This is a genomic window from Stenotrophomonas sp. B2 (assembly GCF_014947095.1).
Lineage (GTDB): Bacteria > Pseudomonadota > Gammaproteobacteria > Xanthomonadales > Xanthomonadaceae > Stenotrophomonas > Stenotrophomonas maltophilia_P.
Genome location: NZ_JADCQA010000013.1, coordinates 119,181 through 145,979, shown reverse-complemented (window position 1 = coordinate 145,979; position 26,799 = coordinate 119,181). Strand labels below are relative to the sequence as shown.

30 protein-coding genes are annotated in these 26,799 nt (G+C 66.7%); 12 read left to right on the top strand and 18 right to left on the bottom strand.

Going from position 1 to position 26,799, the window contains the following annotated elements; genetic code table 11:
* Positions 1–426: 426 nt before the first annotated feature.
* From IMX13_RS15630 to IMX13_RS15605, 6 genes are all read right to left on the bottom strand, one after another.
* On the bottom strand, positions 427–864 hold the full coding sequence (locus IMX13_RS15630) for a hypothetical protein (protein WP_193396703.1): 438 nt from the start codon (positions 862–864) through the stop codon (positions 427–429).
* An 11-nt stretch (positions 865–875) separates the two neighbouring features.
* Positions 876–1,079 (bottom strand): PspC domain-containing protein, encoded by a 204-nt coding sequence (locus IMX13_RS15625; RefSeq protein WP_053517889.1) that lies wholly within the window; start codon positions 1,077–1,079, stop codon positions 876–878.
* Between the two features lie 64 nt (positions 1,080–1,143).
* Entirely contained in the window at positions 1,144–1,515 is a 372-nt protein-coding gene (locus tag IMX13_RS15620) for a YfeK family protein (RefSeq protein WP_053517888.1), read from the bottom strand.
* 32 nt (positions 1,516–1,547) lie between these two features.
* The gene (locus tag IMX13_RS15615) at positions 1,548–2,621 is read right to left on the bottom strand and encodes a class III poly(R)-hydroxyalkanoic acid synthase subunit PhaC (protein ID WP_053517887.1); all 1,074 of its coding nucleotides are present in this window, start codon (positions 2,619–2,621) and stop codon (positions 1,548–1,550) included.
* A gap of 3 nt (positions 2,622–2,624) precedes the next feature.
* Positions 2,625–3,716 carry a class III poly(R)-hydroxyalkanoic acid synthase subunit PhaE gene (gene phaE, locus IMX13_RS15610; RefSeq protein WP_193396696.1) on the bottom strand — a complete coding sequence of 364 codons (1,092 nt, stop codon included), beginning with the start codon at positions 3,714–3,716 and terminating at the stop codon, positions 2,625–2,627.
* 22 nt (positions 3,717–3,738) lie between these two features.
* On the bottom strand, positions 3,739–4,353 hold the full coding sequence (locus IMX13_RS15605; protein ID WP_053517884.1) for a CDP-alcohol phosphatidyltransferase family protein: 615 nt from the start codon (positions 4,351–4,353) through the stop codon (positions 3,739–3,741).
* A 343-nt stretch (positions 4,354–4,696) separates the two neighbouring features.
* On the opposite strand from IMX13_RS15605, the gene IMX13_RS15600 reads away from it, so the two are divergent.
* Positions 4,697–5,347 (top strand): class I SAM-dependent methyltransferase, encoded by a 651-nt coding sequence (locus IMX13_RS15600; RefSeq protein ID WP_065182725.1) that lies wholly within the window; start codon positions 4,697–4,699, stop codon positions 5,345–5,347.
* 98 nt (positions 5,348–5,445) lie between these two features.
* Here the strand turns inward: IMX13_RS15600 and IMX13_RS15595 are convergent, their stop codons facing one another.
* The 5 genes from IMX13_RS15595 to IMX13_RS15575 form a co-directional block, all read right to left on the bottom strand.
* Positions 5,446–6,807, bottom strand: coding sequence for an MATE family efflux transporter (locus tag IMX13_RS15595; protein ID WP_227255469.1), 1,362 nt, complete (start codon positions 6,805–6,807; stop codon positions 5,446–5,448).
* Positions 6,808–6,922: 115 nt separating this feature from the next.
* A complete protein-coding gene (locus IMX13_RS15590) occupies positions 6,923–7,555 on the bottom strand; it encodes a DUF2239 family protein (RefSeq protein WP_053517880.1) in 633 nt (210 codons plus the stop codon).
* Between the two features lie 93 nt (positions 7,556–7,648).
* Positions 7,649–8,137, bottom strand: coding sequence for an 8-oxo-dGTP diphosphatase (locus IMX13_RS15585; protein ID WP_053517878.1), 489 nt, complete (start codon positions 8,135–8,137; stop codon positions 7,649–7,651).
* A gap of 40 nt (positions 8,138–8,177) precedes the next feature.
* Positions 8,178–8,690 carry a DUF1249 domain-containing protein gene (locus tag IMX13_RS15580; RefSeq protein WP_053517876.1) on the bottom strand — a complete coding sequence of 171 codons (513 nt, stop codon included), beginning with the start codon at positions 8,688–8,690 and terminating at the stop codon, positions 8,178–8,180.
* Between the two features lie 177 nt (positions 8,691–8,867).
* The gene (locus IMX13_RS15575; RefSeq protein ID WP_053517875.1) at positions 8,868–9,689 is read right to left on the bottom strand and encodes a pyruvate, water dikinase regulatory protein; all 822 of its coding nucleotides are present in this window, start codon (positions 9,687–9,689) and stop codon (positions 8,868–8,870) included.
* Between the two features lie 145 nt (positions 9,690–9,834).
* On the opposite strand from IMX13_RS15575, the gene ppsA reads away from it, so the two are divergent.
* Both ppsA and IMX13_RS15565 read left to right on the top strand, forming a co-directional pair.
* The gene (gene ppsA / locus IMX13_RS15570) at positions 9,835–12,213 is read left to right on the top strand and encodes a phosphoenolpyruvate synthase (protein WP_193396695.1); all 2,379 of its coding nucleotides are present in this window, start codon (positions 9,835–9,837) and stop codon (positions 12,211–12,213) included.
* A 150-nt stretch (positions 12,214–12,363) separates the two neighbouring features.
* Positions 12,364–13,257, top strand: a complete 894-nt coding sequence (locus IMX13_RS15565; RefSeq protein ID WP_193396694.1) for a mechanosensitive ion channel domain-containing protein — start codon at positions 12,364–12,366, stop codon at positions 13,255–13,257.
* 105 nt (positions 13,258–13,362) lie between these two features.
* Here IMX13_RS15565 and IMX13_RS15560 read toward each other — a convergent pair whose 3' ends face one another.
* The 4 genes from IMX13_RS15560 to tadA form a co-directional block, all read right to left on the bottom strand.
* Positions 13,363–14,478 carry an alkene reductase gene (locus IMX13_RS15560; RefSeq protein WP_193396693.1) on the bottom strand — a complete coding sequence of 372 codons (1,116 nt, stop codon included), beginning with the start codon at positions 14,476–14,478 and terminating at the stop codon, positions 13,363–13,365.
* Positions 14,479–14,648: 170 nt separating this feature from the next.
* A complete protein-coding gene (locus tag IMX13_RS15555; protein WP_053517871.1) occupies positions 14,649–15,521 on the bottom strand; it encodes an EcsC family protein in 873 nt (290 codons plus the stop codon).
* A 64-nt stretch (positions 15,522–15,585) separates the two neighbouring features.
* The gene (gene orn, locus IMX13_RS15550) at positions 15,586–16,158 is read right to left on the bottom strand and encodes an oligoribonuclease (RefSeq protein WP_053517870.1); all 573 of its coding nucleotides are present in this window, start codon (positions 16,156–16,158) and stop codon (positions 15,586–15,588) included.
* Between the two features lie 75 nt (positions 16,159–16,233).
* Entirely contained in the window at positions 16,234–16,758 is a 525-nt protein-coding gene (tadA, locus tag IMX13_RS15545) for a tRNA adenosine(34) deaminase TadA (protein ID WP_053517868.1), read from the bottom strand.
* Positions 16,759–16,869: 111 nt separating this feature from the next.
* Here tadA and IMX13_RS15540 point away from each other — a divergent pair, with 111 nt between their 5' ends.
* Complete coding sequence (locus IMX13_RS15540) at positions 16,870–17,307, top strand: acetyltransferase (protein WP_164153107.1); 438 nt, start codon at positions 16,870–16,872, stop codon at positions 17,305–17,307.
* Between the two features lie 10 nt (positions 17,308–17,317).
* Here the strand turns inward: IMX13_RS15540 and IMX13_RS15535 are convergent, their stop codons facing one another.
* The gene (locus tag IMX13_RS15535; protein ID WP_193396692.1) at positions 17,318–17,824 is read right to left on the bottom strand and encodes an N-acetyltransferase; all 507 of its coding nucleotides are present in this window, start codon (positions 17,822–17,824) and stop codon (positions 17,318–17,320) included.
* Positions 17,825–18,131: 307 nt separating this feature from the next.
* Here IMX13_RS15535 and IMX13_RS15530 point away from each other — a divergent pair, with 307 nt between their 5' ends.
* From IMX13_RS15530 to IMX13_RS15500, 7 genes are all read left to right on the top strand, one after another.
* Positions 18,132–19,343 carry an MFS transporter gene (locus tag IMX13_RS15530; protein ID WP_193396691.1) on the top strand — a complete coding sequence of 404 codons (1,212 nt, stop codon included), beginning with the start codon at positions 18,132–18,134 and terminating at the stop codon, positions 19,341–19,343.
* A 136-nt stretch (positions 19,344–19,479) separates the two neighbouring features.
* Positions 19,480–19,749: a hypothetical protein gene (locus tag IMX13_RS15525; RefSeq protein ID WP_065176253.1), complete on the top strand. Its 270-nt coding sequence runs from the start codon at positions 19,480–19,482 to the stop codon at positions 19,747–19,749.
* A 128-nt stretch (positions 19,750–19,877) separates the two neighbouring features.
* Positions 19,878–20,132, top strand: a complete 255-nt coding sequence (locus IMX13_RS15520) for a hypothetical protein (protein ID WP_193396690.1) — start codon at positions 19,878–19,880, stop codon at positions 20,130–20,132.
* 109 nt (positions 20,133–20,241) lie between these two features.
* Positions 20,242–20,481: a hypothetical protein gene (locus IMX13_RS15515; RefSeq protein ID WP_053517863.1), complete on the top strand. Its 240-nt coding sequence runs from the start codon at positions 20,242–20,244 to the stop codon at positions 20,479–20,481.
* 4 nt (positions 20,482–20,485) lie between these two features.
* A complete protein-coding gene (locus IMX13_RS15510; RefSeq protein WP_053517862.1) occupies positions 20,486–20,671 on the top strand; it encodes a hypothetical protein in 186 nt (61 codons plus the stop codon).
* Between the two features lie 89 nt (positions 20,672–20,760).
* Positions 20,761–22,464, top strand: a complete 1,704-nt coding sequence (locus IMX13_RS15505) for an ATP-binding protein (RefSeq protein ID WP_193396689.1) — start codon at positions 20,761–20,763, stop codon at positions 22,462–22,464.
* Between the two features lie 102 nt (positions 22,465–22,566).
* Entirely contained in the window at positions 22,567–24,708 is a 2,142-nt protein-coding gene (locus tag IMX13_RS15500) for a TonB-dependent siderophore receptor (protein WP_193396688.1), read from the top strand.
* Positions 24,709–24,762: 54 nt separating this feature from the next.
* On the opposite strand, the gene IMX13_RS15495 is transcribed toward IMX13_RS15500, so the two are convergent.
* Positions 24,763–25,185, bottom strand: coding sequence for a hypothetical protein (locus IMX13_RS15495; protein WP_053517859.1), 423 nt, complete (start codon positions 25,183–25,185; stop codon positions 24,763–24,765).
* On the bottom strand, positions 25,182–25,874 hold the full coding sequence (locus IMX13_RS15490; protein WP_193396687.1) for a hypothetical protein: 693 nt from the start codon (positions 25,872–25,874) through the stop codon (positions 25,182–25,184). The genes IMX13_RS15495 and IMX13_RS15490 overlap by 4 nt, the downstream gene beginning before the upstream one ends.
* 268 nt (positions 25,875–26,142) lie before the next feature.
* On the opposite strand from IMX13_RS15490, the gene IMX13_RS15485 reads away from it, so the two are divergent.
* Positions 26,143–26,760 carry a hypothetical protein gene (locus IMX13_RS15485; protein WP_193396686.1) on the top strand — a complete coding sequence of 206 codons (618 nt, stop codon included), beginning with the start codon at positions 26,143–26,145 and terminating at the stop codon, positions 26,758–26,760.
* Positions 26,761–26,799 lie beyond the last annotated feature (39 nt).

The window sequence follows — 26,799 nt, the reverse complement described above, 5'->3', positions numbered from 1 at the left end:
ACGCCGTAAACCCGTCCCTGGGGGCTCGATGGCGCCATCCATGGCGCCAACGGTCCCGCGAACCCACCCCGCCCGGCCCCTGACAGTTCTTCGGGCACGTTCACCCACGGAAAAGAAAAAGAAGATCGAAAGCAAAAGCAGCCTGGCCGGCTGCATTTTGTAGAGCCGAGCCCACGCTCGGCTGCTTTCAGGTCAGTCCACGAAGCCGAGCGCAGGCTCGGCTCTACACGAGCACGTGCAGCGGGCGACCGGCTTCTGCTGTTCTTTCTTCTTTTCCGTGGGTGGTGCAGGCCACAGCCCTCTATCAGAGGGCGGTCGGGTTGGGGTCGCGGGGGTGTCCGCGGCATGGATGCCGCGGCCAAGCCCCCAGGGAACGGTTCACGGCGTCCATTGCCGCCCACGAGGGGCTGTGCCGTTGGCTGCAGACTACGGCCACCAGCCGTGCCCGAACCGGGCGTAATGATCCGCCGCCCGCTCGAACGGGTTGCGCGCACTCACCCCGCCGCACAGCAGGTACACCGGCAGGTACAGCGGCCCCAGCACCAGGTACTGGTAGACGTGCGCGCGCTCATGGTCGTCCAGCCGGATCAGCGGCTCCGCCCCCCACCCCGCCTGATGCGCATAGGTCCGGCACGGCATGGCCATATCATGGCCGGTATGCAGGATCACGTTGCCCAGCGTGATCGCGCCGCCGGGCCCCCACGGCCAGTGATCGAACACCAGCGCGCACTCACGACCGCTCCAGCGCACCGTCGCACCGCCCAGCAGCCCGGCCAGGCCTCCGACCAGGCCGATCAGCGAATTGGGGACGGTCCAGGCTGCACCCAGCACCTGCAAGGCACGCAGCCAGATCGGCCGGACCATGGCAGGACGGTTCAATCGGCCTCGTTGGGAATCAGCAGCCACAGGATCAGATAGACCAGGATGCCGGGGAATGCCGCCGATGCCAGCGACACCAGTACGAAGACCACCCGCAGCAGCGTGGAATTCCAGCCGAAGCGATGCGCGATGCCGCCCATCACCCCGGCGATCATCCGGTCGTTCAGCGAGCGCGACAACGTGCGGGGCGTGGTACTCATGGCGGATCCTCCTGGCAGTGCATAAAGCAGTCGAACAGGACTCGACTCTACACCGCCCCCCTGTCTACGGCGTGCGTTGGCGCAGCGCCTGCAGCCGGGCGCTGAACCATGCGGCCGACGCCTGCTCCGGTTGCCCGGGGCACTGGATGCGGTAGGCCTTGCCGCTCATGCTGCTCTGGGTGGCCGCGCGTTCGATGAACTGCTCGGCGCTGTCCACCAGGTCCTTCTTCAGCAGGTAGTCGTATTTGCGCTGCAGGTGCGCGCGCGCACTGCTGCCGTCGTACCAGCGGCCGTTGCGCTGGAAACGGCACTGGGAGCCGTCCAGGCTGGAGATCAGCTGCGCGATTTCGCCGCGCGCTACAGGGCCCGGGGCCGCAGGGGCCCATGCAGGGGTCAGCAGCAGCGCTGCAACCAGCAGTGATTTGTGCGACAGCATCCTTGGCTCCAGCCCGTCCAGAGCGCCTGAGACTAGCCCTTCCCGTCCCGGGCCTTCAACCAGCCATCAATCGTAGCTGGCACTTCGCGCTGCGCCCGTCCGGACACGTAGATTCCAATATGCCCCCCGCGGAAACTGGACTCGGTGTAGTCCTCCGTGCCCAGGCGCCCCCGCATCGCGCGCGACGCATCCGGTGGCACCAGATGGTCTTGCTCGGCATAGATGTTCAGCACGGGCAGGGTCACCTGCGACAGATCCACAGCTTCCTCGCCGATCCGCACCGTACCGTTCACCAGCGCGTTGTCCTGGTAGAACTGCTTGATGAAGTCGCGGAACGCCTCGCCCGCCAGATCCGGCGAATCGAAGATCCATTTCTCCATGCGCAGGAAATCCTCCAGCGCGGCCTTGTCATCGAGGATGTCCAGCAGGCCCACGTACTTCTGCACGTTCAGGCGGAACGGCTTGAGCATCAGGTAACTGGCATTCATCAGGTCGGCCGGGATGTTGCCCAGCGTGTCCACCAGCAGGTCCACATCCACCTGCCGCGCCCAGTGCGAGAGCATGTTGTCGGCGGTGTGGAAATCAACGGGCGTCACCATGGTGATCAGCTTGCCCAGCTTCTGCCGGCGCAGCGCCGCATAGCACAGCGCGAACACACCGCCCTGGCAGATGCCGAGCAGGTCCACCGGGCCGCCGCTGCGCGCGCGCAGGGCATCCACCGCGCCCTCGATGTAGCGCAGCAGGTAGTCCTCCAGCGTCTGGAACCGTTCGGATCGATCCGGGTAGCCCCAGTCCAGCACGTACACGTCCTGCCCCAGTGCCAGCAGCTTCTGCACCAGCGAGCGATCGGCCTGCAGGTCAACCATGTAGGGGCGGTTGACCAGTGCGTAGACGATCAGCAGCGGCGTCCGCCGGGTCGGTGCCTGTTCGCCGACGAAGCGATAGAGCACCACCTTGCCATCACGCCAGACTTCCTCGCGGGCGGTCACCCCGTAATCGACATCTTCCACCTGCGGCAGCAGCTTCAGCCCTTCCATCAGCTTGCGCTGCATGGCCAGGGTCTCCTGCATCAGGTCATCGGCATTGAAGCCCAGAGGTCCCTTCATCGGTCATGTTTTCCGCGAGGAAGTACGGGATGTCGCCTTCCTGGCTGGCGCACGCTTTGCAGCAGCCTTCTTGACTGCAGCCTTCTTGACTGCCGCCTTCGGCGTTGGCGCCGCCTTCTTCGCGGCCGCCCTGCGAGTGCCAGGCTTCACCCTGGCCGGGGCCGGCTGCGCGGCCGGATCCACCGTCGCCGTACCCGCCAGCACCGTCACCTGCGCCTGCAGGCGACGCAGGCTGCGCTCCAGCTCGGCAATGCGACGGTGCGCGGCATCCATTTCGGAACGGGTCGGCAGGCCGATCCGCTCGCTTACCTGCTCCACTTCGCGCTGCAGCCCAGCGCGCAGGCGCATCTGTGCGTTGCCGAGGTCCGCATAGACCTGCTGGAACGGCTCGGACAGGGCCACCTTGGCGTAAGCCTCTTCGGCCGCCTCGATCCACAGGTCGAACATCGCCCGCGCGCTGGTCAACTGGCTGCCGGGCTGCTCATGCTGGGCCAGCCGCTGCTCGAACAGCTCGAAGGCCTCGTCCAGCGCCTGCCGGATCTGTTCGACATAGGCGCGTGACTGCTGCTGGTAATCCTCCTGCGCGCGCAGCAGGGCCTGCCAGCGCGCCTGGTGTTCACGGCCGGGACCGAAGGCGGGGCTCTGCAGCCACGGGCCCGCCTGCAGCTGCCATTGCTGCAGCCAGTTGGCGAACTCCGGCAACGAACCGCCGGCCTGGGTGCTGCCGCGCGCGCCCTGCAGCATCCATTGCAGCAGGCCATCCCCCTGGCCCTGCACTGCCTCACGCCAGGCCTGTGCCACTTCTGCGCTGCTGGCATCGCGACCGGCGAAGCGGCTGGCGACCTCCTGCATCGTGCCGTACCAGCTGCCCGCCTGCTCGCGGAACCGGCGCACCGCGTCCTCCGGCGCACCCGGCCCCTGCTCGGGCAGCATCTGGCTCCAGCCGTCAAACAGGCGCTGCCAGCTGCCGGCATCGCCGCTGCCCGGCGCACCGGCGGCGGAGGCATGGCGCAGGGCATCGCCCCAGGCCCCGAAATACTGCCGGGCCAGAGCCTCGAAATCGCTGCTGCCGGCGTCATGGGCCGAACTGGTCATCGCAGGCCTCCGCAGGATGCCGTCATGGCTTGGGAATACGCAGGGTCTTGCTGATCATCAGCGACCCGGACAGAGCGAACAGCAGCACCATCGGATGCAACTGCCACGGACCCAGCTGCCATTGGCCAAGCCAGATGTCCGGGCCGATCGCGTCGGTACCCGCCGCGATCGCCAGCACGATCACCAGCACCAGGCTGGTCGGGATCGGGGTGCCCTCGAAGAACTTCACCTTGCCCTCGTCGCCGGCCAGCGCCTCGGCAGTCACGTTGTAGCGGGCCAGGCGGCTGACGCCACAGCAGACGAAGTAGCTCAACACCAGCCAGTCCCACCCGCCCTGCATGCCACAGGCATAGGCCAGCGCGGCCGGGGCCACGCCGAAGGAGATCACGTCGGACAGCGAATCCAGCTCGCGGCCCAGCGTCGAACTGGATTTGCGCCAGCGCGCGATGCGGCCGTCCAGCGCGTCGAAGATGAAGGCCAGCGGGATCAACGCCATGCCGAACAGCAGGTAGCCACGCTCGCCATCCTGCAGGAAGCGCATGGCGGCGAACACCGCGCCGGTGCCGCAGAAGGCGTTGGCCAGGGTGAACCAGTCCGCCAGCTGGAACTCGCGCAGCATCGAGAAGTGACGTTTCATGAAGTCTCACGGGGCATCAAGGGCCACAGGTTACCGCGAGCGCAGCCGCTGGCGACAGCACGGCCCGCGTTCCCCCTTCACCGGTCGCTCACGCATCGTCACCAACGGTGAATTTTTCGCCACCCATCTTGACAGCCTAGGGGGGTGGCGCCTGTCGAGGCTTATCCACAAAGTTGCCCACGCGTAATCCACACCCCCTGTGGACAACCCGTTCTCACCGACTGCGACGGTGGACATTTGCTCATCACTTCTGGCGGGGTTTCCGCCCTTCCCAAGCCGGCTCTCTGGCGCTATGGTCAGCGGCGGACCCGCCGTCGCCACGTCCTGATCCCCTCACCGGACGATGCCGATGCTGGACGCAGCCACCCTGGCCGCTCAACTGCGGATGCCCCATGGCGACCACGCCCTGGACGTGGCCGACGCGATGAACCGCAGCAATGGCGGGCTCAACCAGGCCGCCATCCGCCTGCTCGCGACCGCTGCAGGCGAGAGCGTGCTGGAAATCGGCCCGGGCAATGGCGCGTTCGCGCCCCTGCTGCTGCAAGCGGCCAACAGCCGCTACCTCGGTATCGAACTGTCCACCGCCATGGTTGCGGCCGGCAACCAGCGACTGGCCTCGACCGGCCTGGGTGATCGCGCGGAACTGCGCCATGGCGACGCCCACGCCCTGCCCGTCACCGATGCCTGCGTGGACGCGGCGCTGAGCGTAAACACCCTCTACTTCTGGCCGAACCTGGCGCCGGTGCTGGACGAACTGGCGCGGGTGCTGCGCCCTGGCGGCCGCCTGTGCCTGGCGTTCGGCGATGCCACTTTCATGCGCGGTCTGCCGTTTGCCTCGACCTTCCACCTGCACGAACTGGAGGCGGTGGAACGCGCGCTGCGGATCTCGGGCTTCCGTGTTTCGGCCTGGCGGGCACACCGTGAAACCGCGGAAGGCAACGATGGCCAGCAGCGCGAGAAGCACTTCCATCTGCTGCTGGCGCACCGGCAGTGATCGTTTTCCGTCGGGGATGGCCCGGCGCTACCTCAAGGATGCCGGCCCGATAGCGCCGGGCCATGCCCGGCGGGCGCAGCGGCCAGGCGCCCAGGCGCTCAGCGGGCAATCCGGCGCCGCCAACCGGCGAAGCAGAACAGCTGCAGCACCAGCATCATCACCAGTCCCAGCGGCCAGGCCCACCACAGTCCCGCCAGGCCATGCCGCGCATGCAGCCAGGCCGCCAGCGGCAGTTCCAGCAGCACGATGGCCGCCATTCCGAGCAGCGCCGGCCACACGACCGTGCCGCTGCCGCGCATCACGCCCACCAGCACCGAGGCGCCGCCCATTGCCAGCACGCCCCAGGCCACCGTGCGCAGCTGCTCTGTCGCCAGCGCGCGTACGTCCGGTGCGTCCAGGATCAGGCCGACCAGCCACGGTGCCGACAGCATCACCAGCCCCACCACCGCAGCCAGCAGCCCGCCCCCCAGCCACGCACCGGTGCGGGCGATCGCAGGCAGCCGCGCCACGCGCCCTGCGCCCATCGCGTGCGCAGCCAGTACAGTGGCGGTGATGCCCAGCGACATCGCCGGCAGCTGCACCCAGCTCATCAGCTGGTTGACCGCGCCATAGGCGGCGGTCGCCAGGTAACCGTGCCGGTTGATCCAGCCCAGCAGTACGATTTCGGCAACGGCCAGGCTGAGCATCTGCAGCGACGACGGCACCCCGATCCGCAACATTGATCGCGCCGTGCCCGCATCCACGCGCACCGCACGCAGCAGATTACGGTCGGGTGCCAGCGGATGCCCCTGTCGGCGCCAGCGCCACGACAGCCAGGCCAACGCCAGCGTGGAAGCCAGCACCGCGGAGAATGCGGCGCTGGCTGCTCCCATCCTCGGCAGGCCTGCAGCACCGACGATCAGCAAGGGTGTACACAGCAGGCCGATCAAGGTGGCGATCAGCAACGCGTGCAGCGGCGACATCGCATCGCCCACCGCGCGGCTGACCGACGTTGCCAGCCAGAGCAGGAAGATCACCGGCACGCCGCTCAGCATGATGCGCGCGTAGGTGATGGCCTCACCCAGGATCGGCGCCGGTGTGCCGAGCGCCTGCAGCAGCTGCGGTGCGAACAGGTTGCCGACCACCATCACCAGCAACGACACCGCCAGCATCAGCGCGACCGCCGTTCCGGCGACCCGCCGCACCCGCACCACATCACCGCACCCCCACGCCTGCCCGATCAGCACCGTGGCGCCCGTGGCCAGGCCCATCGCCAGGGCCAGCAACAGGAAGAACATCGGAAACACCGCCGCCGCTGCGGCCACCGCATGTGCACCGAGCAGGTGGCCGAGGTAGATGTTGTCGAGCGTCCCGGAGGCCAGCTGCAGAGCGTTGGTCAACAGCATCGGCAGCAACAACCCGAGATAGGCGCGCCACAGGGGGGGCGACACAGGCGCTGCGGACAGTGATGGGGGATTCATGGGCATTCCATGGGCAAAGCGTTGCCCTGCCCGGCCAAGGGGCCAGCAGGAGACGCAGGTGGGAGGAGTAACGGCCCGCGGTCAGCGCGGCCGCTTGCATGTGCGGGGCGGCAGGTCAGTCGTCGGTGCTGCCGGCAGGTTCGTCGAAGGCCAGACGCAAAGCGTGGCTGCGTACGTCGACAGGCCAGCTTTCCAGCACAGCCTGCAGGCGCGCGCGGTCGTGCGCGAACAGCGCACGCGTGGCTTCCTCGAAGCCGGGCAGATCGCCGCCGATGGTCTGCAGGAAGTGATACGCGCGCTCGGCGTTGCGGCGCTGCCGGTCCAGATCGGCACCGGCCCGGCTGGCCGCTTCCACCAGCCGCCGCAGCGCCACCGAGGCGCCGCCCGGCTGTCCGGCCAACCAGGTCCAATGACGCGGCAGCAGCGTGACCTCGCGCGCGACCACACCCAGTTTCGGTCGCCCGCGCCCGCGCGCCACCACCGGTTCATCGGTGGCCGCCGTCTGCACATCGGCGTCCGGGCGTGATGCCGGGAAGGCCTGGGCGATACGCACCAGCAGCTGCGCGACGCTGCCACGCGTGTCGAAATCCCGGGTCAGGCCGGTGGCGTTGTCGAACACCAGCAGCGGGCCGGCGGCCGCATCGGCACGCAGCTGCCTGAGCGCCAGCGCGGCGACGTCCGGCGTACCGGAAGCGACAAGTCGATGACCGTCGAAGCAGCTGAACGGCGGAAGGGGAGCATTGGACATGGCACGGGCACCGGGGCGATGCGGAAATATTACCCGGGCAATTTTATGGCGTCAATATCACCCGGGTATTAATCCGCACTGCCTCGACGCGGCTCACAGCCGGCTGAACGACCAGCTCTGCATGCGTCCGTCCTTGTACGGCATCACCCCGTGGAATGGACGCGGATCCGCATCGAACACCAGCGGCAGGAAATTGCGGTCGCCCTCCCACATCGGCAGCGTGTCGAGCTTGTCCAGGTCCACCCACTCCAGCGTGCCCTCATGGTTGCCGCCATGCGGGCTGCCTTCAAAGCCGTCGATCACGAACACGAACCCGAACCAGTCCTCACCGTGCTTGCCGAAACCCGGCCAGCTGATGGTGCCGCGCAGACGCATCGAGGTACACGCGATGCCGGCTTCCTCTGCGATTTCGCGGCGCATGCCGGCTGCCACGTCCTCGCTCGGCTCGATCTTGCCCCCCAGGCCGTTGTACTTGCCCAGATGGTGGTCGCCGGGGCGGGTATTGCGATGGATCATCAGCACCTGGCGCCCGTCGGGCGAAAGCACATAGCCCAGGGTGGCGACGATCGGGGTATACGGCATGGCGGCATCCGGCGGCAGGTCAGCCCCGGATTATGGCCGATCAGCGCACCAGCGACAGGCGACGCTCGCCATCGGCTGCCGCGCTGCCGTCCGGATCGCGACGCAGGGTGGCCACGCCATGGCCACGCTCGGCCAGATATTCCAGCCACTTGCCGAGGAAGGTGTTCATCCGCATGCGGTGGCTGATCAGTTCGGCCGGCGGCGGATACAGCCCCATGGTGTCCTGCCAGCGGCGGCCGACGTAGCAATGGGTGGTTTCAGCCTGGCGTGCGTCGCGGTACAGGCGCACATAGGCCGACGGGTCCGGCTCGCCGGTCACCGGGTCGGCCAGGTCGTAGGTCAGGCGCAGTTCGACGGTGTAGCGATGGCACTCGATCACGTCCAGGCGCACATCCAGACCATCACCCACCGAAGAGATGTAGCTGCCCGCAACCAGCTCGGCCGGTGCGAACAGACGCACCAGGTGCCGGTAGTTTTCCGCATACAGGCCCATGAGCCAGCTCAGCCGGCTCAGGCGGGGAATGCGTTCGGTGCGGGGCAAGGCTCGGGCCATGGGTCGATCCTACACGTTGGTGGTTCAACGTGGGGGCGGTTCACGCCGCAGCCAACCCACCGGCCGCGATCGTCCCTGTCCAGCCACGCGCCGACGGGTAGCGCCGGGCCATGCCCGGCGAGCACGCAGCGCAGCCATCCAGCGTGGCCCGGCATCGCCGGCGCCGGCGGGAGAGGATCAGTACATTTCGCGCTGCAGCCCCAGCGTGCCCAGCACCTTGCTGGAGATTTCCTCGATGGAAGTGTGCGTGGTGCTCAGGGTCGGAATCCTCTCCATGCGGAACATGGTCTCGGCCGCAGCCACTTCGCGCCGGCAGGTTTCCAGATTGGCGTAGCGCGAGTTCGGCCGGCGCTCCTGGCGGATCTGCTGCAGCCTGTCCGGGTCGATGGTCAGGCCGAACAGCTTGCGCCGGTAGTTACGCAGCCGCGCAGGCAGGCGGTCGCTCTCCAGGTCTTCATCGGTCAGCGGATAGTTGGCTGCGCGCACCCCGTAGTGCAGGGCCAGGTAGATGCAGGTCGGGGTCTTGCCGGCCCGCGACACCGCCACCAGGATCACGTCGGCATCGTCGTAGTTCACCGCGATGCCGTCGTCGTGGGTCAAGGCGAAGTTCATCGCATTGATGCGGCGGTGGTAGGTGTCGAAATCGACCATGCCGTGGGCTTGGCCGACCCGGGCCAGGCGCGGGCTGGACAGTTCCCGCTCCAGCGGCTCGATGAACGGCGCGAACACGTCCAGCATCAGCGCCCCGCTGTCGGCCAGGATCAGGCTCAGGCTCTGGTCCACGCAGGAGTTCACCACGATCGGCCGGACCTGGTAGCGCTCCCCCGCCGCCTGGATCCGGGCACAGGCTTCACGGGCCTTTTCGGGGTCATCGACGAACGACATGCGATCGGTAATGAAGCTGAACCCGGAGAACTGGGTCAGCAGGCTATGTCCAATGGTTTCAGCGGTGATACCGGTTCCATCGGAAACATAGAACACCGGGCGGATGGTCGACATGCGCGCTTTTACCCCCTACGAAGCCTAAAAAGGCCGCCAGCACAAGCTTGTGCCGACGGTACTCTGCCCGGCATCATATCGGCTTCTTCCTACGGACGCGGCCATTACAGCCCGCCTCGGGCGATGGCCAAACGGAGCATCGCGCTTGAACGAGAACATCCTGTGGTTGCACGAACTGCGTCTGGCCGACCTGGCCCGCGTAGGCGGCAAGAATTCGTCGCTGGGCGAGATGATCGGCAATCTGGCCGGTCTGGGCGTGTCGGTGCCAGGCGGTTATGCCACCACCGCTGAAGCCTTCAAGGACTTCATCGCGCACAACGATCTGTCCAAGCGCATCTTCGACAAGCTGGCCACGCTGGACGTCGAGGACGTTACCGCGCTGACCGCGGCCGGCAAGGAAATCCGTGGCTGGGTCATCGACGCCCCGCTGCAGCCGCAGCTGGACCAGGACATCCGGACCGCGTACGCCAAGCTGAGCGCCGAGAACGGCGGCGGCGACGTGGCCGTGGCGGTGCGCTCTTCGGCCACCGCCGAAGATCTGCCCGACGCCTCGTTCGCCGGCCAGCAGGAAACCTTCCTCAACGTCACCGGTGCCGACGATGTCGTGCACAAGGTCAAGGAAGTGTTCGCTTCGCTGTACAACGACCGCGCCATCGCCTACCGCGTACACCACGGCTTCAAGCATGAGGACGTGTTCCTGTCCGCCGGCGTGCAGCTGATGGTGCGCTCGGGCGTGGGTTCCTCCGGCGTGCTGTTCACCCTGGATACCGAATCGGGCTTCCGCGACGTGGTGTTCGTCACCTCGTCCTTCGGCCTGGGCGAAATGGTCGTGCAGGGCGCGGTCAACCCGGACGAGTACTACGTCTACAAGCCCACCCTGCAGGCCGGCAAGCCGGCGATCCTGCGCCGCTCGCTCGGCAGCAAGGCGATCCGCATGGTGTACTCGGACGTTCCCGGCGAGCGCGTCAGGATCGAGGACACTCCGGCCGAACTGCGCAACACCTTCTCGATCAGCGACGAGGACGTGCAGGAACTGGCCAAGCAGGCGCTGGTGATCGAAAAGCACTACGGCCGCCCGATGGATATCGAGTGGGCCAAGGACGGTGTCAGCGGCAAGCTGTTCATCGTGCAGGCGCGCCCGGAGACGGTGAAGTCGCGCAGCCACGCCACCCAGATCGAGCGCTTCGCGCTGACCGAAAAGGGCGGCAACGTGCTGGCTGAAGGCCGTGCCGTGGGCGCCAAGATCGGTTCGGGCGTGGCCCGCGTGGTGAAGACGCTGGACGACATGAACCGCGTGCAGCCGGGCGACGTGCTGATTGCCGACATGACCGATCCCGATTGGGAGCCGGTGATGAAGCGCGCTTCGGCCATCGTCACCAACCGCGGTGGCCGTACCTGCCACGCCGCGATCATCGCCCGCGAGCTGGGCGTACCGGCCGTGGTCGGCTCGGGCAACGCCACCAAGGTCATCGAAGACGGCCAGCTGGTCACCGTCAGCTGCGCTGAAGGCGATACCGGCTTCATCTACGAAGGCAAGCTCGGCTTTGAGCGCACCACCACCGATCTGGGCAACATGCCGCCGGCTCCGCTGAAGATCATGATGAACGTGGCCAACCCGGAACGTGCCTTCGACTTCGGCCAGCTGCCGAACGCCGGCATCGGCCTGGCGCGCCTGGAAATGATCATCGCCAGCCACATCGGCATCCATCCGAACGCGCTGCTGGAGTACGACCGCCAGGACGCGGCAACGAAGAAGAAGATCGACGAGAAGATCGCCGGCTATGGCGACCCGGTCAGCTTCTACGTGGACCGCCTGGCCGAGGGCATCGCCACCCTCACCGCGTCGGTCGCGCCGAACCCGGTGATCGTGCGTCTGTCGGACTTCAAGTCCAACGAGTACGCCAACCTGATCGGCGGCAGCAACTACGAGCCGCACGAAGAGAACCCGATGATCGGCTTCCGCGGCGCCAGCCGTTATGTCGATCCGACCTTCTCGGCTGCCTTCGCGCTGGAGTGCAAGGCCGTACTGCGCGTGCGCAACGAAATGGGCCTGGACAACCTCTGGGTCATGATTCCGTTCGTGCGCACGCTGGAAGAAGGCCGCAAGGTGGTGGAAGTCCTCGCCCAGAACGGCCTGAAGCAGGGCGAGAACGGCCTGAAGATCATCATGATGTGCGAAGTGCCGTCCAACGCACTGCTCGCCGATGAGTTCCTGGATATCTTCGACGGCTTCTCGATCGGCTCCAACGACCTGACCCAGCTCACCCTGGGCCTGGACCGCGACTCGTCGATCGTCGCCCATCTGTTCGACGAACGTAACCCGGCAGTGAAGAAGCTGCTGTCGATGGCGATCAAGTCGGCACGGGCCAAGGGCAAGTACGTCGGCATCTGTGGCCAAGGCCCGTCCGATCACCCGGACCTGGCCGAATGGCTGATGCAGGAAGGCATTGAATCGGTGTCGCTGAACCCGGACACCGTGGTCGATACCTGGCTGCGCCTGGCCAAGCTGAAGGCCAGCGCATGATGCGTTGAAGCTGCAGGCATACGTCGTTTTCATCGACGTATGCCCATACTGCTGCTGCATGCAAGCCCCGCCTCTGCGGGGCTTGCTGTTTCTGGCGTGCGCGCACGCCCTGCCCTGGGCAGCCCACTTCCGCAGCAGAGGACTACCCGCATGATCGCCGCCGCACCCGCTACGCCCGCCACGTCCTCCTGGTTCCACACCTTGAACTGGGAGCGACTGCTGGAAACCTATGGCGTGCCCCTGCTGGCCGCCATCGTGGTGCTGCTGGTCGGCCTGTGGGTGGCACGCCGCCTGTCCAACGCGATGCCGCGCGCGACCGCGCGAATGGGCGCCGACCCGATGCTGGGCAGCTTCCTGCGCAACGTGGTGTATGCGGCGTCGCTGGTGATCGTGGTGGTGCTGGCCATCGGCACGCTGGGCGTAAAGATCACCCCGCTGCTGGCCGTGCTCGGTACTGCAGGCCTGGCCGTCGGCCTGGCGCTGAAGGATTCGCTGTCCAACATCGCTTCAGGCGTGATGCTGGTGACCCTGCGCCCGTTCCGCGTGGGCGATGTGGTGACGGTCGCCGGCCAGACCGGCACGGTACGCGAAGTGCGCATTTTCCAGACCGTCATCACCGGCGCTGACAACCAGCACACCACCATTCCGAACACCCTGATCACCGCGGCGCCGATCATCAACCTTACGGCCGAACCGACCCGTCGCGTCGAGTTGGTGATCGGCATCGGCTACGACGACGACATCCAGTTGGCGCGCGATACCGCCCTCGCGCTGATGAAGGCCGACCCGCGCGTACTACAGACGCCGGTGCCGGACGTGGTGGTCTACGAGCTGGGCGCGCACGCGATCAATCTGGGCATCCGCTGCTATGTGAAGTCGGCCGACTGGTTCGGCACGAAGGTGACGCTGCTCGAGCAGATCAAGCTGGGCTACGACAAGGCTGGTATCAACATTCCTTACCCGCAGCAGGACATGCATCTCTACCTGCACGGCAAGGACGGTGGCGTGGTCGAGGCCGACGCGCTGGTGCGCGACACGCCCTGACCGCCGCGCCTCATCCCGCGCTGCGCGCTCGCCGGGCATGGCCCGGCGTTACCTGCTCGACCGGCCGGCACGGGTAGCGCCGGGCCATGCCCGGCGGATGCGGAATCAGGCAGCGACGCTCTTTTCCAGCGTCGGGTAATCGGTGAAGCCCACCACCCCGCCTCCGAAGAACGTCGCGCGGTCCGGCAGGTTCAGTTCCGAACCTTGGCGCAGCCGCTCCGGCAGGTCCGGGTTGGCGATGAACGGCCGGCCGAAACCAATCAGGTCAGCCCAGCCTTCGGCCAGTGCCTGCTCGGCGCGCTCGGCGGTGTACTTGCCGGCGTAGATCAGTGTGCCCGGATAGACCATGCGCAGCGCCTGCTTGAATGCCAGCGGCATCGGTGGTGCGTCGTCCCAGTCGGCTTCGGCGATGTGCAGGTAGCCCACGCCCAGCCCACCCAGCAGATGCGCGGCCGCCAGATAGGTGGCCTGCGGCGTATCGTCCACCGCCCCCTGCAGCGTGGTCAGCGGCGCCAGGCGCACCCCCACCCGGTCGCCGCCCGCCACCTCAACCACCGCCCGCGTCACCTCACGCAGGAAGCGCAGCCGGTTCTGCAGCGCGCCACCATAGCCATCGGTGCGCTGGTTGGCCTGCGAATCGATGAACTGGTTGATGAGATAGCCATTGGCCCCATGCAGCTCGACCCCGTCGAGGCCCGCCGCCAGTGCATTGCGTGCCGCCTGCGCGTAGTCCTCGACGATGCCAGGAATCTCGTCCTCGCGCAGGGCGCGCGGCATCGAGTGCTGGATCATCTCGCCGACGCCGGCCTCCGGGCCGGCACCGGCCGGGTCAACGAACACCTTCACGCCTTCGGCCAGCAGTGCCGACGACGACACCGGCGCCTCACCGTTCGGCTGCAGGGCAATATGCGAAACACGGCCCACGTGCCACAGCTGCGCATAGATGCGTCCGCCCGCCGCGTGTACCGCATCGGTGACCTGGTGCCACCCCTGTACCTGTTGCGGACTATGGATGCCCGGGGTCCAGGCATAGCCCTGGCCCTGCGGGCTGATCTGGGTGCCTTCGCTGATGATCAGGCCGGCGCCGGCACGTTGCGCGTAGTACGCCGCCATTTCGGCGGTGGCAACATTACCGTGGGCCGCACGCGAACGGGTCATCGGCGGCATCACGATGCGGTTGGGCAGGGTCAGTGCGCCCAGGCGGTGGGGAGTGAACAGCATGTCGGCCATCTCTTGCGGGGGAGTGCCGCAAAGAATGGGGATGGCGCCCGCCGGGCAACAGGCACGGACTGGCAAAACAGTTGTTCCGCCGGGGCAATGATAGGCTCGCTTGAGGTCTCGCCCGGGGTCAGATCCCTTTGCACGGCAAAGGGATCTGACCCCGACACCGGTTACAGCGTCGGCTCGATCAGGGCGCCGCCATGCGCCACGCGGTCATAGCAGGTGCGCACTACATCCTCACCGTACTTGCGCTCCAGCCGGCGCACGATGAAGTGACCGCGTGCCATGTCCTGGTAGTAGTCGGTGAACATGGTGTTGAGCGTGGCGCCGGCGGCAGCACCCACGATGGGGACCGCCTGCGCGGCGAACTTCTCGGTCACCACCACACCGAAACGCGCGGCGACCTTCTCCACCAGCTTGGCCAACAGCTTGCCGGCCTCCTTCGGGGCCACGCCCAGGGTGAGGTCGCGGCCGGTCACCACGCGGCCGGCCAGCTCGGCCGACAGGTGGCGCATCACATCGGTGGTGAAGCCGCGGGCCAGGTAGTAGCCGGTCTCGCTGGCGTCGTCGCGCGGCGAATTGCCGCCCAGCGCGAACACCTCCAGACAGGCCTGGCGGGTGCTGAACTCGGACAGGTCGAAGCCTTCGCTGCGCGCCACATCGGCCACGGCGCGCATCATGATGGTGGTCGACACCGGCAGTTCGATGAACAACGCGGCAAAACCGAAGGCACCGCCGACCGCGCCGGACGTTGCGGCAGCCACCTTGTGCCAGCGGGTGGATGCGCCCTTGCCGGGTGAATTGTCCATGCTCCACAGCGCAGCCTGCGCGGATTTCGACAGCGCCGCCTGCACCGCGCCGTGGATGCGGCTGGACACCGACGTCGGCAGGGCCTTCACTGCGAACTCCAGCGGCGTGCCGACCAGGTTGGCCATGCGCGCGGTCAGGGTCGGCGCCTCCAGCAGTGCCACCGCCCGCTGCAGGTCGGACCAGTCGCGGGCGTCGTGGGCGATATCGCGCGGCAGCAGGATCGGCTCGTTCATGGGCCGATAGTAGCGCCACGCGGTTGAACGATGGGTAGCGCCGGGCCATGCCCGGCGTCGTCGTTCAGGCAGTCGGCAACCCCGAAAGCGCGCCCATGAACCGGCGATAGTGGCGCAGCTCGTTGATCGAATCATGCACGTCGCTGAGTGCGGTATGGCTGCTGTTCTTGCCGACGCCAGCGGCCACGCCCGGCGCCCAGCGCCTGGCCAGTTCCTTCACCGTGGACACATCCAGGTTGCGGTAGTGGAAGTACTTCTCCAGGCGCGGCATCTGCCGGTGCAGGAAGCGGCGATCCTGGCAGATCGAATTGCCGCACATCGGCGACAGGCCAGCCGGAATCCACTCCGCCAGGAAATTCACCGTCTGCGCCTCGGCCTGGGCAAGGGTCACGCTGCTGTCCAGAACGCGCTGCCACAGGCCGGAACGACGATGCTGGTTGCGGTTCCACTCGTCCATCGCCTCCAGCGTCTCCAGCGGATGATGGATGGCGAATTCCGGTCCTTCGGCCAGCACGTTGAGCTGGGCATCGGTCACTACGGTGGCGATCTCGATGATCGAATCGTTGTCGGTATCCAACCCGGTCATTTCCAGGTCGATCCAGATCAATCGCTCGTTGGCCGCGCCGTTCTCCACCATCGTGTCGTCTCGCTGCAGGGCTGGCCCGCGGGCCGCCGGGAAAGGAAAGGGGCGCCCATCATACCCTTTCGCTGCTCATCCCTCGTCCGCCGGGCCTTCCAGCAACAGGGGCGGCTTGCCGCGCTTGGCGCGGAAGTAGTTGGTCAGCCGCGTGCTCGCCTCCTTGGCCAGCACCCCGCCGTGGATCTCCACGCGGTGGTTGTGGCGCGCGTCGCCCAGCAGGTCGAACACGCTGCCACAGGCACCGGTCTTCGGGTCGCTGGCACCGTAGACCAGCCGCGACACGCGCGCATGCACGATTGCCATCGCGCACATCGCGCAGGGCTCCAGCGTCACGTACAGCGTGCTGCCCAACAGTCGATGGTTGGCCAGCGCCTTGCCGCCGGCACGCATCGCCACGATCTCGGCGTGCGCGCTGGGATCGTGCGAAGCGATATTGAGGTTCCAGCCCTCACCCAGCAGCTGGCCGTCGGCACCGACCAGCACCGCACCGACCGGGATCTCGTCGAACTCGCGCTGCGCGCGTTCGGCCAGCGCCAACGCATGGCGCATCCACTGTTCGTCGGCGTCGTGCACCGGTACACCCGGGGCGTCGGTCATGGCGGTTTCCGTGAGGCGGCGGAGCTCAGGCGCACAGTGTAACGCCGGGCTGCGCAGCGGATGCCAGAATGACGTCATACTGTGCTGCCTGCCCGCTTCACGTTCCCGCCCATGACCACCCTGCGCCCCTCGCGCGCCGATGACGGTGCCGCACTCGTCGACCTGTGGCGCCGCGCCGTCGACGCCACCCACGACTTCCTCAGCCCTGAAGACCGCCTGGCCATCGATGCCGAAGTGGCTGGTTTCCTGCCCCAGGCGCCGACCACCGTGGCCGTGGATGCAGATGATCGTCCCCTGGGCTTCATGTTGATCGACGGGACGCATCTGGAAGCCTTGTTCATCGACCCGGACGTGCGCGGCACCGGCATCGGCCGTCAGCTGCTGCAGCACGCACTGGCCGTGCATCCGCAGCTGAGCACCGACGTCAATGCGCAGAATGCGCAGGCAGTGGGGTTCTACCTGCGCATGGGCTTCACCGAGACCGGCCGCTCAGCGCTGGATTCACAGGGCCGTCCGTATCCGCTGATCCATCTTCGGCACGCGGGCTGAACGCCCGCGATCAGTGGGTCGCTTCGAACGCCGGGGAGTAGCGCACCTCTCCCTGCGCCAGTGGCGGCTGCAGGCACAGCGCCTGGAAGTACTCGGCAGGAACGCCCGGCAGCACCAGCCCCGGCTCGGCGCGGAAGCCGAAACGACCGTAGTACGCCGGCTCGCCCAGCAGTACGCAACCTCGCGCATGCTGCTGGCGAAGGGCCTCGATGGCCGCGCGCATCAATGCGGCACCGATGCCCTGCCCCTGTCGCTCTGGCAGCACCGAGATCGGGCCCAGGCCGTACCAGCCGCTGCTGCCGTCGCTGACGGACACCGGCGAAACAGCGACGTGGCCGATGACTTCTCCGGCCGCGTCGGCCACCAGCGAGATGCTCAGCTCGCCGCGCTCGCGCAGCGCATCAACGATGTACTGCTCGGTGTGACTGCTGTGTCCGGCCGTGGCGAAAGCGGCGGTGGTCAGGGCATGGATGGCGGCGATGTCGGCCGGCGTTTCAGTACGGATGGAAAGTGTCATGGAGCACCTTGAGCTAGGCCACGCACCGGCCCGGAGACCGCCGCGACAGGGAACGAAGGGTGTAACAACCGTGCATCCGCGATTGTCCAACCGCGGAGGTCTCGCGGAAGACAGCGATGCAGCTGCCTGGGCAGGCACCCGCACGGTGCTCTGCTCCGCTATGGAGATGTTCATGGAAATGGAGATCCCGTCAACATGCGGTGCGCAGCACTACCACTGGCCGGACGCTGATTCTTGGCAGCCGGCGATGACCCCTGTTGCGGTGCAGCAGTACAATAGCCTGCTCCCCCGCCCCCTGCGCCCCCGCATGAGCCCCAATTCCTCCCTGGCCGCGCAGCTGACGCCCCGCCAGCGCACCCTGATCATCCTCGCCCTGTCGCTCGGCGGCTTTGCCATCGGTACCAGCGAGTTCGCCAGCATGGGCCTGATGCTGGAAATCAGTCGTGGCCTGTCGATCACCGAAACACAGGTCGGCCATCTCATCAGCGCCTACGCCATCGGCGTGGTGGTCGGTGCACCGGTCCTGGCGTTCGTCGGCGCCAGCTTCCCACGCCGTCGCCTGCTGCTGGCGCTGATGGGCTTCTATGCAGTCGGCAATCTGGCCAGCGCGCTGGCACCGAACTACGCCACCATGCTCATCGCGCGCTTCGTCGCGGGCCTTCCGCATGGCGCTTACTTTGGCGTGGCGATGCTGGTAGCGGCGGCGATCAGCCCGGCCGGCCAGCGCGGCCAGGCGATGTCGCGCGTGCTGCTCGGCCTGTCCATCGCCATCCTGATCGGCAACCCGCTCACCACCTGGCTGGGCCAGCAACTGAGCTGGCGTACGGCGTTTGCGCTGGTCACCCTGCTGGCCATTGCCACCGTTGCGATGATCGCGCGCTTCCTGCTGCCCGACCCGGAGGAGGTGCGCACCTCGCCGATGCGCGAGCTGCGCGCCTTCAACACCACGCAGGTATGGCTGGCACTGGCCATCGGTGCGGTCGGATTCGCCGGCATGTTCTGTGTGTTCACCTATCTTGCGCCGACCCTGGTGCAGGTGACCGGGGTTGCCGAATCGTGGATGCCGCTCGCCGTGGGTGTGTTCGGCATCGGCGCCATCATCGGCAACATCGCCGGCGGCTGGCTGGTGGACAGATTCCACTTCAAGGCCGCCGCGCTGGTACTGGCGTGGTCGATCGTGATGCTGCTGCTGTATCCGCTGGCTGCGCAGTCGGCGTGGACCATCGGCCCGATGATCATCACCGTGGGCACCATGGGTGCGCTCGCCGCCGTGCTGCAGACCCGCCTGATGGATGTGGCGGGAGAAGCGCAGACGCTGGCTGCGGCCTCCAACCATGCCGCGTTCAACACCGCCAACGCGCTGGGACCGTGGCTGGGTGGCATGGCCATCAGCGCCGGCTTCAGTCCCGCCACCACCGGCTATGTCGGCGCAGCCACGGCCTTCGGTGGCCTGCTGCTGTGGTGCGTCGCGGTGATGCTGGAAAAGAACCGCGCACGCACGGTCGCCCGCAGTCACTGACACTGTCCTCCGGCCGTCCCGCAGCGCCGCACGCGGCAGGCAGGCCTGCGGCGGCGGCCGACGGGACTACACATGGCGTGGATATCCGTTCGGGCAGACTTCGATCAACACCCCCTGGTCGATCGTCCGGACCGCAATGCCTCCCCGCCGTGCCCCTGCCCACCATGACGCGGTCGCCCTGCAGGCCGGCGTGCTGGGCAGTGTGCTGGGTATCGCGCTGTTCAAGGCGTCCGCCCTGTCAGCCATCGCTGCGGGGTCACTGATGACCATCGGCCTGTGGCTGCTCACCTGCGTCCTGCTGGCGGCCTGGGCCCTGGCCGCCTGCCTGGCCTGCCTGGCCTTGAGCCGACGGGTCTTCATGCTGATGCTGGCGCTGTCCGCACTGTTCATGATCTGCGTCGCGTAGCCCGCAGATGCCACAACCGCAGAGTATCGCCACACTTGTTACTGAATAACAAGTGCAGGCAGACCGATTGCGTCGGCACGGGGTCACATCATTGAATCAGGGCACCCCCTCTTTCCAGGATGCCGTCCATGCCGATCTGCTCCGCCCCCGCCGCGCTGCGCGCCTCGGTCTGTGCCGTCATGTTCGCCTCGCTCGCTGCCTGCGCCACCTATGACGACACGGCCATGCATTCGGGCTGCCAGGAGTCACCGCACCTGAAGGACCTGCCGCCGCAGGTCGCCGCACGCGAAAGCCGCTGCAACAAGAGTCTTGAAGTCTGGTCCAGCGAGCGCAAGGGCGATGACACGCCGCTGGATCTGAGCGGCAAGAAGAAGGAGCTCTGAAGGAAGGAGCTCTGACGGTGGGGCGTCTTGATCCGGTCGATGCACGCAGCTGACTGCACCGTCACGGGTGGCAGGCGAGGATGCGGACGTGTACTACTCGCGAGCGGTTATGTCCCACCCTGTCATCCGCGCTTTCGAAGCCGTCTTCAACCTGTCCGGTGGCGTTGAACGCATCACCGCGCTCACCGTCACCTGCCACCATTGCGCGGAGACCACCTCCGCCAGCGAGGACACACTGCTGCAGCTGCCAGGCGGTGCACTGTTCCGCTGCGAGCGCTGCGGCTGCCACCAGCCGATCAGCCATGCGCGTGTTTCGGAGTGGCAGCTCCCGTCGCTGCTGGGGGTATGAGGCGATGGGGCTGACCGCAGCGCAGATCAGGATCCTGCAGGACATCGCCGACGCGCAGCCGGTGCGCGGTGACGCTGCGACCTGGGCAGTGAATGCGGGCTTTGCGGTGCAGGCCGAGGATGCGGACATCGACCTGACGCCGGCAGGCCGGCACGCCCTGGCCGGGCAACCAGGCCGGGAGCCAGGCTAGCCGCTGCGGTTGCCCCGACCCATTGGCGATGTGCAGGCCCTGCTGACATCGGTTCGGCTATGCTGCCGCACCTTCCCGCGCCGACGGCCATGCATCCTTTCCCCCTTCCCGTCTCCGCACCCGACCAGCTTGCCTATCGCCTGCTGCAGGACAGCGACTGGGCACGCTCGCCGGCGGCGGCACACGCGCCCTGCGAGCTGCGCACGCTGCTTGCGATGATCCTCGACTCTCCGGAACCTCTGTGGATCGCCTGGGGCCAGAGCGAAAAGGCATTCTTCTTCAACGATGCCTACCTGCCGATGCTGGGTGACAAGCTGCACGGCGCCATGGGCAACCGCCTGGACGTGGTGTGGTCTGACGTCTGGGCCGATGTGGAGCATGCCATCGATGCGGCGTTCGCGGGCCGCAGCCGCAGCTTCAAGAACCTGCCGCTGATGATGGACCGCGACGGCACGCTGCGCGAGACCTTCTGGACCTTCTCCTATTCGCCTCTGCGCGATGCCAGCGGTGCCGTCGCCGGGATCATCTGCGTGGTCAGCGAGCAGACCGAACGCGTGATCGAGCGCGACCTGCACAGCCGCCAGGTGGCCGCGATCACCGAACAGGCGCGCGAGGCGCACCTGGAACTGGTGCGGGCCCGTGAGCAGCTCAGGCAGTCGCAGAAGCTGGAAGCCATCGGCCAGCTCACCGGAGGCGTCGCGCACGACTTCAACAACCTGCTGCAGGTCATCACCGGCTCGGTGGACATGCTGCTGCATACCTGGCCGGCCGAAGATCCGCGACGCCGCTACGTGCAGGCGATCGGCAACGCGTCGGACCGCGCTACACGGCTGACAGCGCAGTTGCTGGCCTTCTCGCGCCGGCAGAGCCTGTCACCGGAGGTCTTCGACCTGTGCGAGAGCGTGCAGGCCCTGTCGGACATCATCACCACGGTACTGGGGGCACGCATCCAGGTGTCGGTCAACCTGCCTGATCGCCCGCTGCCGGTGCTGCTGGACCGCACACAGCTGGACACCGCGCTGATCAACATCGCCGTCAACGCGCGCGATGCGATCGACGGCCACGGCACGGTCACCATCGACGTCGAGCAGGTTACCGCGGTGCCTTCGGTCCGCTTCGCGGCACCGCTGAAGGGTGACTTCGCCGCCATCAGCGTGACCGATACCGGCTCCGGCATCGACCCGGGCGTGGTGGACCGCATCTTCGAACCCTTCTTCACCACCAAAGGTATTGGTGCCGGCACCGGCCTTGGCCTCAGCCAGGTATTCGGTTTCGTCAAGCAGTCCGAAGGCGAGGTGGACGTGAAGAGCGAGGCTGGCGTCGGTACCCGGTTCACGCTGTATCTGCCGCTCACCCGTTCCAGCGAGACGGTGGCGCGGCCGGCGGCACAGGCGGGCCTGCTGCACGGGCACGGGCTGTGCGTGCTGGTGGTGGAGGACAACGTGGATGTGGCCGAGTTCGCGGTCGGAGCCCTGCGCGAACTCGACTATGAGGTGGTACTGGCCCGCAACGCCAATGAGGCACTTGCCGAACTGGAACAGGACGCCATGCGGTTCCATGTGATGTTCAGCGACGTGGTGATGCCCGGCACCAACGGCCTGGAACTGGCCCGGCACGTGCGTGATCGCTTTCCGGATCTGCCCATCATCCTGACCAGCGGCTACAGCGAGCTTCTGGCACGCGACCCCGGCCACGGCTTCACCCTGCTGCGCAAGCCCTACTCGCTCAAGCAGCTCGCGGTCGTGATGACCGAGGCCGCGGGTCAAAGGGACGTTGCGGCGATGCGGGCGTAACGCCCTCCGCACGGGCCCCGATGTGCATCGCGCCATCGGGGAATAGGCACAGCATCACTGCAAATGCTAATCTTTCTCATTTGCAGCTGCCAATCCCCCGCCATGACCCCATTCCCGCTCCGCCGCCGCGCGCTGTGCGCGGCCCTCGCCCTGCCCCTGGCACCCCTGGCACAGGCCGCTGCACCGCCCACCACCGCAACCACCGAGCTCGACAAGGTCGAAGTGCGTGGCCGCGCACAGACGCTGTACCGGGTTGACGACGCCGCGGTTGGCACCCGCACCGATACCCCGCTGGAGCTGGTGCCGCAATCGGTGCAGGTGGTGCCGCGCGAGTTGATCGACGACCAGGCGGCGCGCCAGGTGACCGACCTGTACCGCAGCATCAGCGGCATCAGTTTCTTCAGCTATGCGGGCGTGACGCTGCGTGGCTTCCGCCAGGAAAACGTGCTCTATGACGGCCTGCGCGGCGACCCGTATGCGGGCTTCGCGGTGCCCCAGCTGTTCAACATCGAGCGGGTGGAGGTGCTGAAGGGTCCGGCCGGCGCACTGTATGGCGGTGGTGATGCCGGCGGCGTCATCAATTATGTGACCCGAAAACCCCGGGCCACGGCTGAGCGCCGCATCGAAGTCCAGCTGGGCAACGAGGATTTCCGCGCCGGCTCGGTCGAGGCCACCGGCCCCCTGGATGCGGCCGGCCGCGTGCGCTACCGCGCCGGTCTGTACGGCGACACCGAGCAGGGCGTGCGCTGGAACACCGACAGCGAAAGCGTGATCGGCGATGCATCGTTGGCCTTCGATGTGGGCGATACCGGCGAGCTGACCCTGCAGTTCACCGACATCACCCAGAACCTGGGCGGCAACCGCCTGCGGGGTGTACCGGTGAATGACGCAGGTACGTTCCTGACCGATCGCCGCTGGAACCACAACGAGGCCAGCGACTTCCTCGACATGCGCGCGAAGGTCGCCCTGGCGCAGTATCGCTTCGCGCCGGCCTCGAATCTGGATGTGGATTTCGCCACGCGCTGGTTCACCAACAACGAGCATCAGATGTATCACGAGCCGATGGGGCTGATCGACCGTGATCGCGATGGCGTGGCCGAGTGGATGACGCGCCAGCTGCGCAACCAGATCCGCGACAACGAGGCATTTACTGTCAACGGCAATGCCGTGTGGCGGGTCAGTACCGGCCGCATCGAGCATAAAGTGCTGTTCGGCGCTGACGTGTACCAGCTCGATGCCGACTTCACCGCGCAGACCGCCAACAGTGCCGACCTCGCGCGCGGTGCGGGGCCGGTGCGTGGCATCGACCTGTTCAATCCAGTGTATGGCGCCAGCACCTGGCACGACTACGCTCTGGCTACCCTACCCTGGCGCAGCACCTCCACGCGCAGCACCCGCTACGGCGGCTACCTGCAGGACGAACTTGCGCTGGGCACGCGCTGGCATGTGCTGGCCGGCCTGCGCTGGGACGGCTTCAAGGACGAGGATCGCCTCGGCGGCAGCAGCGTGGATGGGCACGACCTCAGCTGGCGGCTGGGCAGCACTTTCACTGTGCGCGAGGGGCTGAACCTGTACGCGAACGTGGCCAGCGGATTCGTGCCTCAGAGCGCGGCCAACCAGGACCGTGCTGCCGGCGGCCCGTTCGACGCTGAACGCAGCAAGCAGTGGGAGATAGGCATGAAGTCGCTGCTGGCCGAGCGTGTGACCCTGAACATGGCGGCCTACCGCATCGACCGCAGCAACATCGTGCAGGCCACCGGCGAAGTGACCGCAGGCGTGAACCAGCTCGCCGCGCTGGGCCTGGTGCGCAGCACCGGCATGGAGCTCGATCTGCTGGCCGATGTGACCGATCGCTGGGTGGTGAACCTCACCTACGCGTACAACGACGCACGGGTGAAGGATGCGGGCCCGAACGGCATCACCAACGCCTCCGGAGACCGCTTCGCCAATGCACCGCGCAACTCGCTCGGCCTGTGGACGCGTTACGACCTGCCTGCGCTGAACTCGGCCATTGGTTTCGGTGCCGACCATGTCGGCGAGCGCATCAGCCTGGACGGACAGAGTGTGAAGGCCTACACCGTATTCGACATGAGCTGGAAGACCACGTGGAAGCAGTGGCAGTTCCAGGCCAACGTCAAGAACCTGTTCGACAAGGCGTATGCGGCCAGCGGCTTCATCGCGCGCAACGGGCACTTCCCCGGGGAACCGCGCCGGGTGTACGTGCAGGCGGCCTACCGCTTCTGACGGGCGGTCGCGCTGCCGGCCCCGCGCAGGGGCCGGCAGCCTGCAGCACCTGCGTTACCTGGCGGGTGCCGCCGGCACCAGCACGCCATCCTTGAACGAAAGCGGGATGGTCACTGCCCCCTGCGGCGATGACAGCTGAAGGGTCAGCGACTGGCGGGCCGACGTGCAGGACGAGGCGATGCCCTGGAACCAGGAGCGCTCCGGTACCTGTGCATTGATGGCCTGCAGCTGCGCGGCAGGAACCGCGACGCCATCCACCTTCAGGCCAGTCAACCTGACCGGACCCGGCGATTCCACCACGAGCTCGAACACGCGGCTGCCACAACTCATCTGGTGTTGCGAGGTGTAGCGGTTCGCAGGCAGTCCATCTTCGCTGCGCAGCACCGCCAGCCCTGGCGAATCGGCACGCGCCACCGGCGCACAGGCTGCTGCGCCCACGGCCAGAACGGCCACCGCCCATGCGGCCTCTATCTTCATAGCGTCGTACCCAGTGTTTCCGCATCGCGGTCGTTGAAATCATACTCACGGGTCACACCATCGGGCCCGATGATGTAGTAGCGGAACTCTTCGGCATTCATGCCGTTGTCGCGCAGCAGATCGGCCACACCCCAGTCCCCGCCTTCGTAGGCCACGCCGCCAACGGTGCGGTTGTCGGACGGGTACTTGTTGACCTCATGCGTCTCCGACGGGAAGACCCCGGCCGGATGGGAATGGATGATGCCCACCACCTGGCCCGGCGTGATGCCCCACTCCAGCAGCGGATAGCTGATGGCCCCGGGATTGCTGGCATCACCGCGCGCCAGTGGGCTGGTCTTGATTTCACCGGTCACTGCGTCGCGGTAGATCACCGTGCCCAGCTCCTGGCTCTGATAACCCGGATCGGCCTTGATCAGTGCCTCCACCTCACGCGCGACGGTGTCAGCCTGTGCATCGACCTGCTCATACGCGCTCGGCGGCGCCTCGCCACCGCCACCGCCGCCACCACCGCCGCCGCCATCGCCCGGGTCCCACGGATCGGTCCAGTCTGGCGGATCGATATCCGGCCAGCCGCCGTCATCGGGCGGCAACGCATCCACCGGAGGCAGATCGGTGGTGTCCATCTGCGCACCACCAGAAACCAGCGCGAGCTCTTCCAGCGACAGCTCGCGAATTCCATTTTCCTGCATGCGTGCAACTCCTTGCTTCGAGCGTGAGGTGTGGTGTTTAGCGCAGCAACTGCGTGAAGGTCAAATAGCACATTCGCATTACTTCAAGATGAAGAATCGTCGTTGCGCAAGTGCGATGCGCGTTCATTTTTGTCGTCTATCACCCTTCCGTCCGAATCAGACTTTTCTGACAGAGCACTGTCCACTTCGTGTGATAAATGTCCGAGGGCCGCATGAAGGCGGCAACGACGCATCCGTAATCTGCATCGGACAAACAAGGAGTTGTGAGATGTCTGCAAGTGGAGTTCGTGATCTCTCCCCCGAAGAACGTGCACTGGTCTCCGGTGGCGCGCAGGTGGACACCACCGATCTGCCGCCGGTCGATGTGACCCCACCGGACGACTGGGGTCCCAACCCGGATCCGCCGGACTGGCCCGATCCGTGGGATCCGGGCGATGGCGGCGGCGGTGGCGGTGGCGGCGGTGATGGAGGTGGTGGCGACGGCGGTGGTGACGGCGATGGACAGCCAGACTTCACCTTCATCGATGTCAAGCCTTTTGAAAGCAAGCTGACCTACACTCCGGGCGAGAATGGCGAGCCGGGCTTCAACAAAGCGGTGTTGACCTACCCGATTCCCAATGAATTCGGCCAGTGGACGGTCAGCACCGAGCTGAAGTTCAACACCGACGGCACCTTCAAGGACGGCAAGGGCACATTGGATTTCGTCGGCAACGATGGCAGTCTTCTCAAGTGGCAGCTGAACGAAGGTTCCTGGACCTCCACCGTCAATGGTGGTTACTACTGGGATATCGGCGCAGGCTTCGGCTTTCAGATCAACCTGATCTACAACTCAGCGGACAACGACATAAAGGGCGAAGCCCAGTTCCTCTACAACAAGAGTCCTTGATCCCTCTTGGGATGCCGCGTTCGCGGACGCGGCATCCAT

What these genes read in the sequence shown, in the direction of transcription:
- IMX13_RS15525 (WP_065176253.1), top strand. Translation starts at nt 19,480, where the DNA reads ATGCCTCCCCGCCGTGCCCCTGCCCACCATGACGCGGTCGCCCTGCAG.
- IMX13_RS15485 (WP_193396686.1), top strand. Translation starts at nt 26,143, where the DNA reads ATGTCTGCAAGTGGAGTTCGTGATCTCTCCCCCGAAGAACGTGCACTG.
- IMX13_RS15585 (WP_053517878.1), bottom strand. Translation starts at nt 8,137, where the DNA reads ATGCCGTATACCCCGATCGTCGCCACCCTGGGCTATGTGCTTTCGCCC.
- IMX13_RS15620 (WP_053517888.1), bottom strand. Translation starts at nt 1,515, where the DNA reads ATGCTGTCGCACAAATCACTGCTGGTTGCAGCGCTGCTGCTGACCCCT.
- IMX13_RS15605 (WP_053517884.1), bottom strand. Translation starts at nt 4,353, where the DNA reads ATGAAACGTCACTTCTCGATGCTGCGCGAGTTCCAGCTGGCGGACTGG.
- orn (WP_053517870.1), bottom strand. Translation starts at nt 16,158, where the DNA reads ATGGTGGAGAACGGCGCGGCCAACGAGCGATTGATCTGGATCGACCTG.
- IMX13_RS15530 (WP_193396691.1), top strand. Translation starts at nt 18,132, where the DNA reads ATGAGCCCCAATTCCTCCCTGGCCGCGCAGCTGACGCCCCGCCAGCGC.
- tadA (WP_053517868.1), bottom strand. Translation starts at nt 16,758, where the DNA reads ATGACCGACGCCCCGGGTGTACCGGTGCACGACGCCGACGAACAGTGG.
- IMX13_RS15520 (WP_193396690.1), top strand. Translation starts at nt 19,878, where the DNA reads ATGCCGATCTGCTCCGCCCCCGCCGCGCTGCGCGCCTCGGTCTGTGCC.
- IMX13_RS15625 (WP_053517889.1), bottom strand. Translation starts at nt 1,079, where the DNA reads ATGAGTACCACGCCCCGCACGTTGTCGCGCTCGCTGAACGACCGGATG.
- IMX13_RS15575 (WP_053517875.1), bottom strand. Translation starts at nt 9,689, where the DNA reads ATGTCGACCATCCGCCCGGTGTTCTATGTTTCCGATGGAACCGGTATC.
- IMX13_RS15565 (WP_193396694.1), top strand. Translation starts at nt 12,364, where the DNA reads ATGATCGCCGCCGCACCCGCTACGCCCGCCACGTCCTCCTGGTTCCAC.
- IMX13_RS15535 (WP_193396692.1), bottom strand. Translation starts at nt 17,824, where the DNA reads ATGACACTTTCCATCCGTACTGAAACGCCGGCCGACATCGCCGCCATC.
- IMX13_RS15505 (WP_193396689.1), top strand. Translation starts at nt 20,761, where the DNA reads ATGCATCCTTTCCCCCTTCCCGTCTCCGCACCCGACCAGCTTGCCTAT.
- IMX13_RS15500 (WP_193396688.1), top strand. Translation starts at nt 22,567, where the DNA reads ATGACCCCATTCCCGCTCCGCCGCCGCGCGCTGTGCGCGGCCCTCGCC.
- IMX13_RS15595 (WP_227255469.1), bottom strand. Translation starts at nt 6,807, where the DNA reads ATGAATCCCCCATCACTGTCCGCAGCGCCTGTGTCGCCCCCCCTGTGG.
- IMX13_RS15490 (WP_193396687.1), bottom strand. Translation starts at nt 25,874, where the DNA reads ATGCAGGAAAATGGAATTCGCGAGCTGTCGCTGGAAGAGCTCGCGCTG.
- IMX13_RS15555 (WP_053517871.1), bottom strand. Translation starts at nt 15,521, where the DNA reads ATGAACGAGCCGATCCTGCTGCCGCGCGATATCGCCCACGACGCCCGC.
- IMX13_RS15630 (WP_193396703.1), bottom strand. Translation starts at nt 864, where the DNA reads ATGGTCCGGCCGATCTGGCTGCGTGCCTTGCAGGTGCTGGGTGCAGCC.
- IMX13_RS15540 (WP_164153107.1), top strand. Translation starts at nt 16,870, where the DNA reads ATGACCACCCTGCGCCCCTCGCGCGCCGATGACGGTGCCGCACTCGTC.
- IMX13_RS15600 (WP_065182725.1), top strand. Translation starts at nt 4,697, where the DNA reads ATGCCGATGCTGGACGCAGCCACCCTGGCCGCTCAACTGCGGATGCCC.
- IMX13_RS15510 (WP_053517862.1), top strand. Translation starts at nt 20,486, where the DNA reads ATGGGGCTGACCGCAGCGCAGATCAGGATCCTGCAGGACATCGCCGAC.
- IMX13_RS15515 (WP_053517863.1), top strand. Translation starts at nt 20,242, where the DNA reads ATGTCCCACCCTGTCATCCGCGCTTTCGAAGCCGTCTTCAACCTGTCC.
- IMX13_RS15590 (WP_053517880.1), bottom strand. Translation starts at nt 7,555, where the DNA reads ATGTCCAATGCTCCCCTTCCGCCGTTCAGCTGCTTCGACGGTCATCGA.
- IMX13_RS15615 (WP_053517887.1), bottom strand. Translation starts at nt 2,621, where the DNA reads ATGAAGGGACCTCTGGGCTTCAATGCCGATGACCTGATGCAGGAGACC.
- IMX13_RS15560 (WP_193396693.1), bottom strand. Translation starts at nt 14,478, where the DNA reads ATGCTGTTCACTCCCCACCGCCTGGGCGCACTGACCCTGCCCAACCGC.
- IMX13_RS15580 (WP_053517876.1), bottom strand. Translation starts at nt 8,690, where the DNA reads ATGGCCCGAGCCTTGCCCCGCACCGAACGCATTCCCCGCCTGAGCCGG.
- IMX13_RS15495 (WP_053517859.1), bottom strand. Translation starts at nt 25,185, where the DNA reads ATGAAGATAGAGGCCGCATGGGCGGTGGCCGTTCTGGCCGTGGGCGCA.
- phaE (WP_193396696.1), bottom strand. Translation starts at nt 3,716, where the DNA reads ATGACCAGTTCGGCCCATGACGCCGGCAGCAGCGATTTCGAGGCTCTG.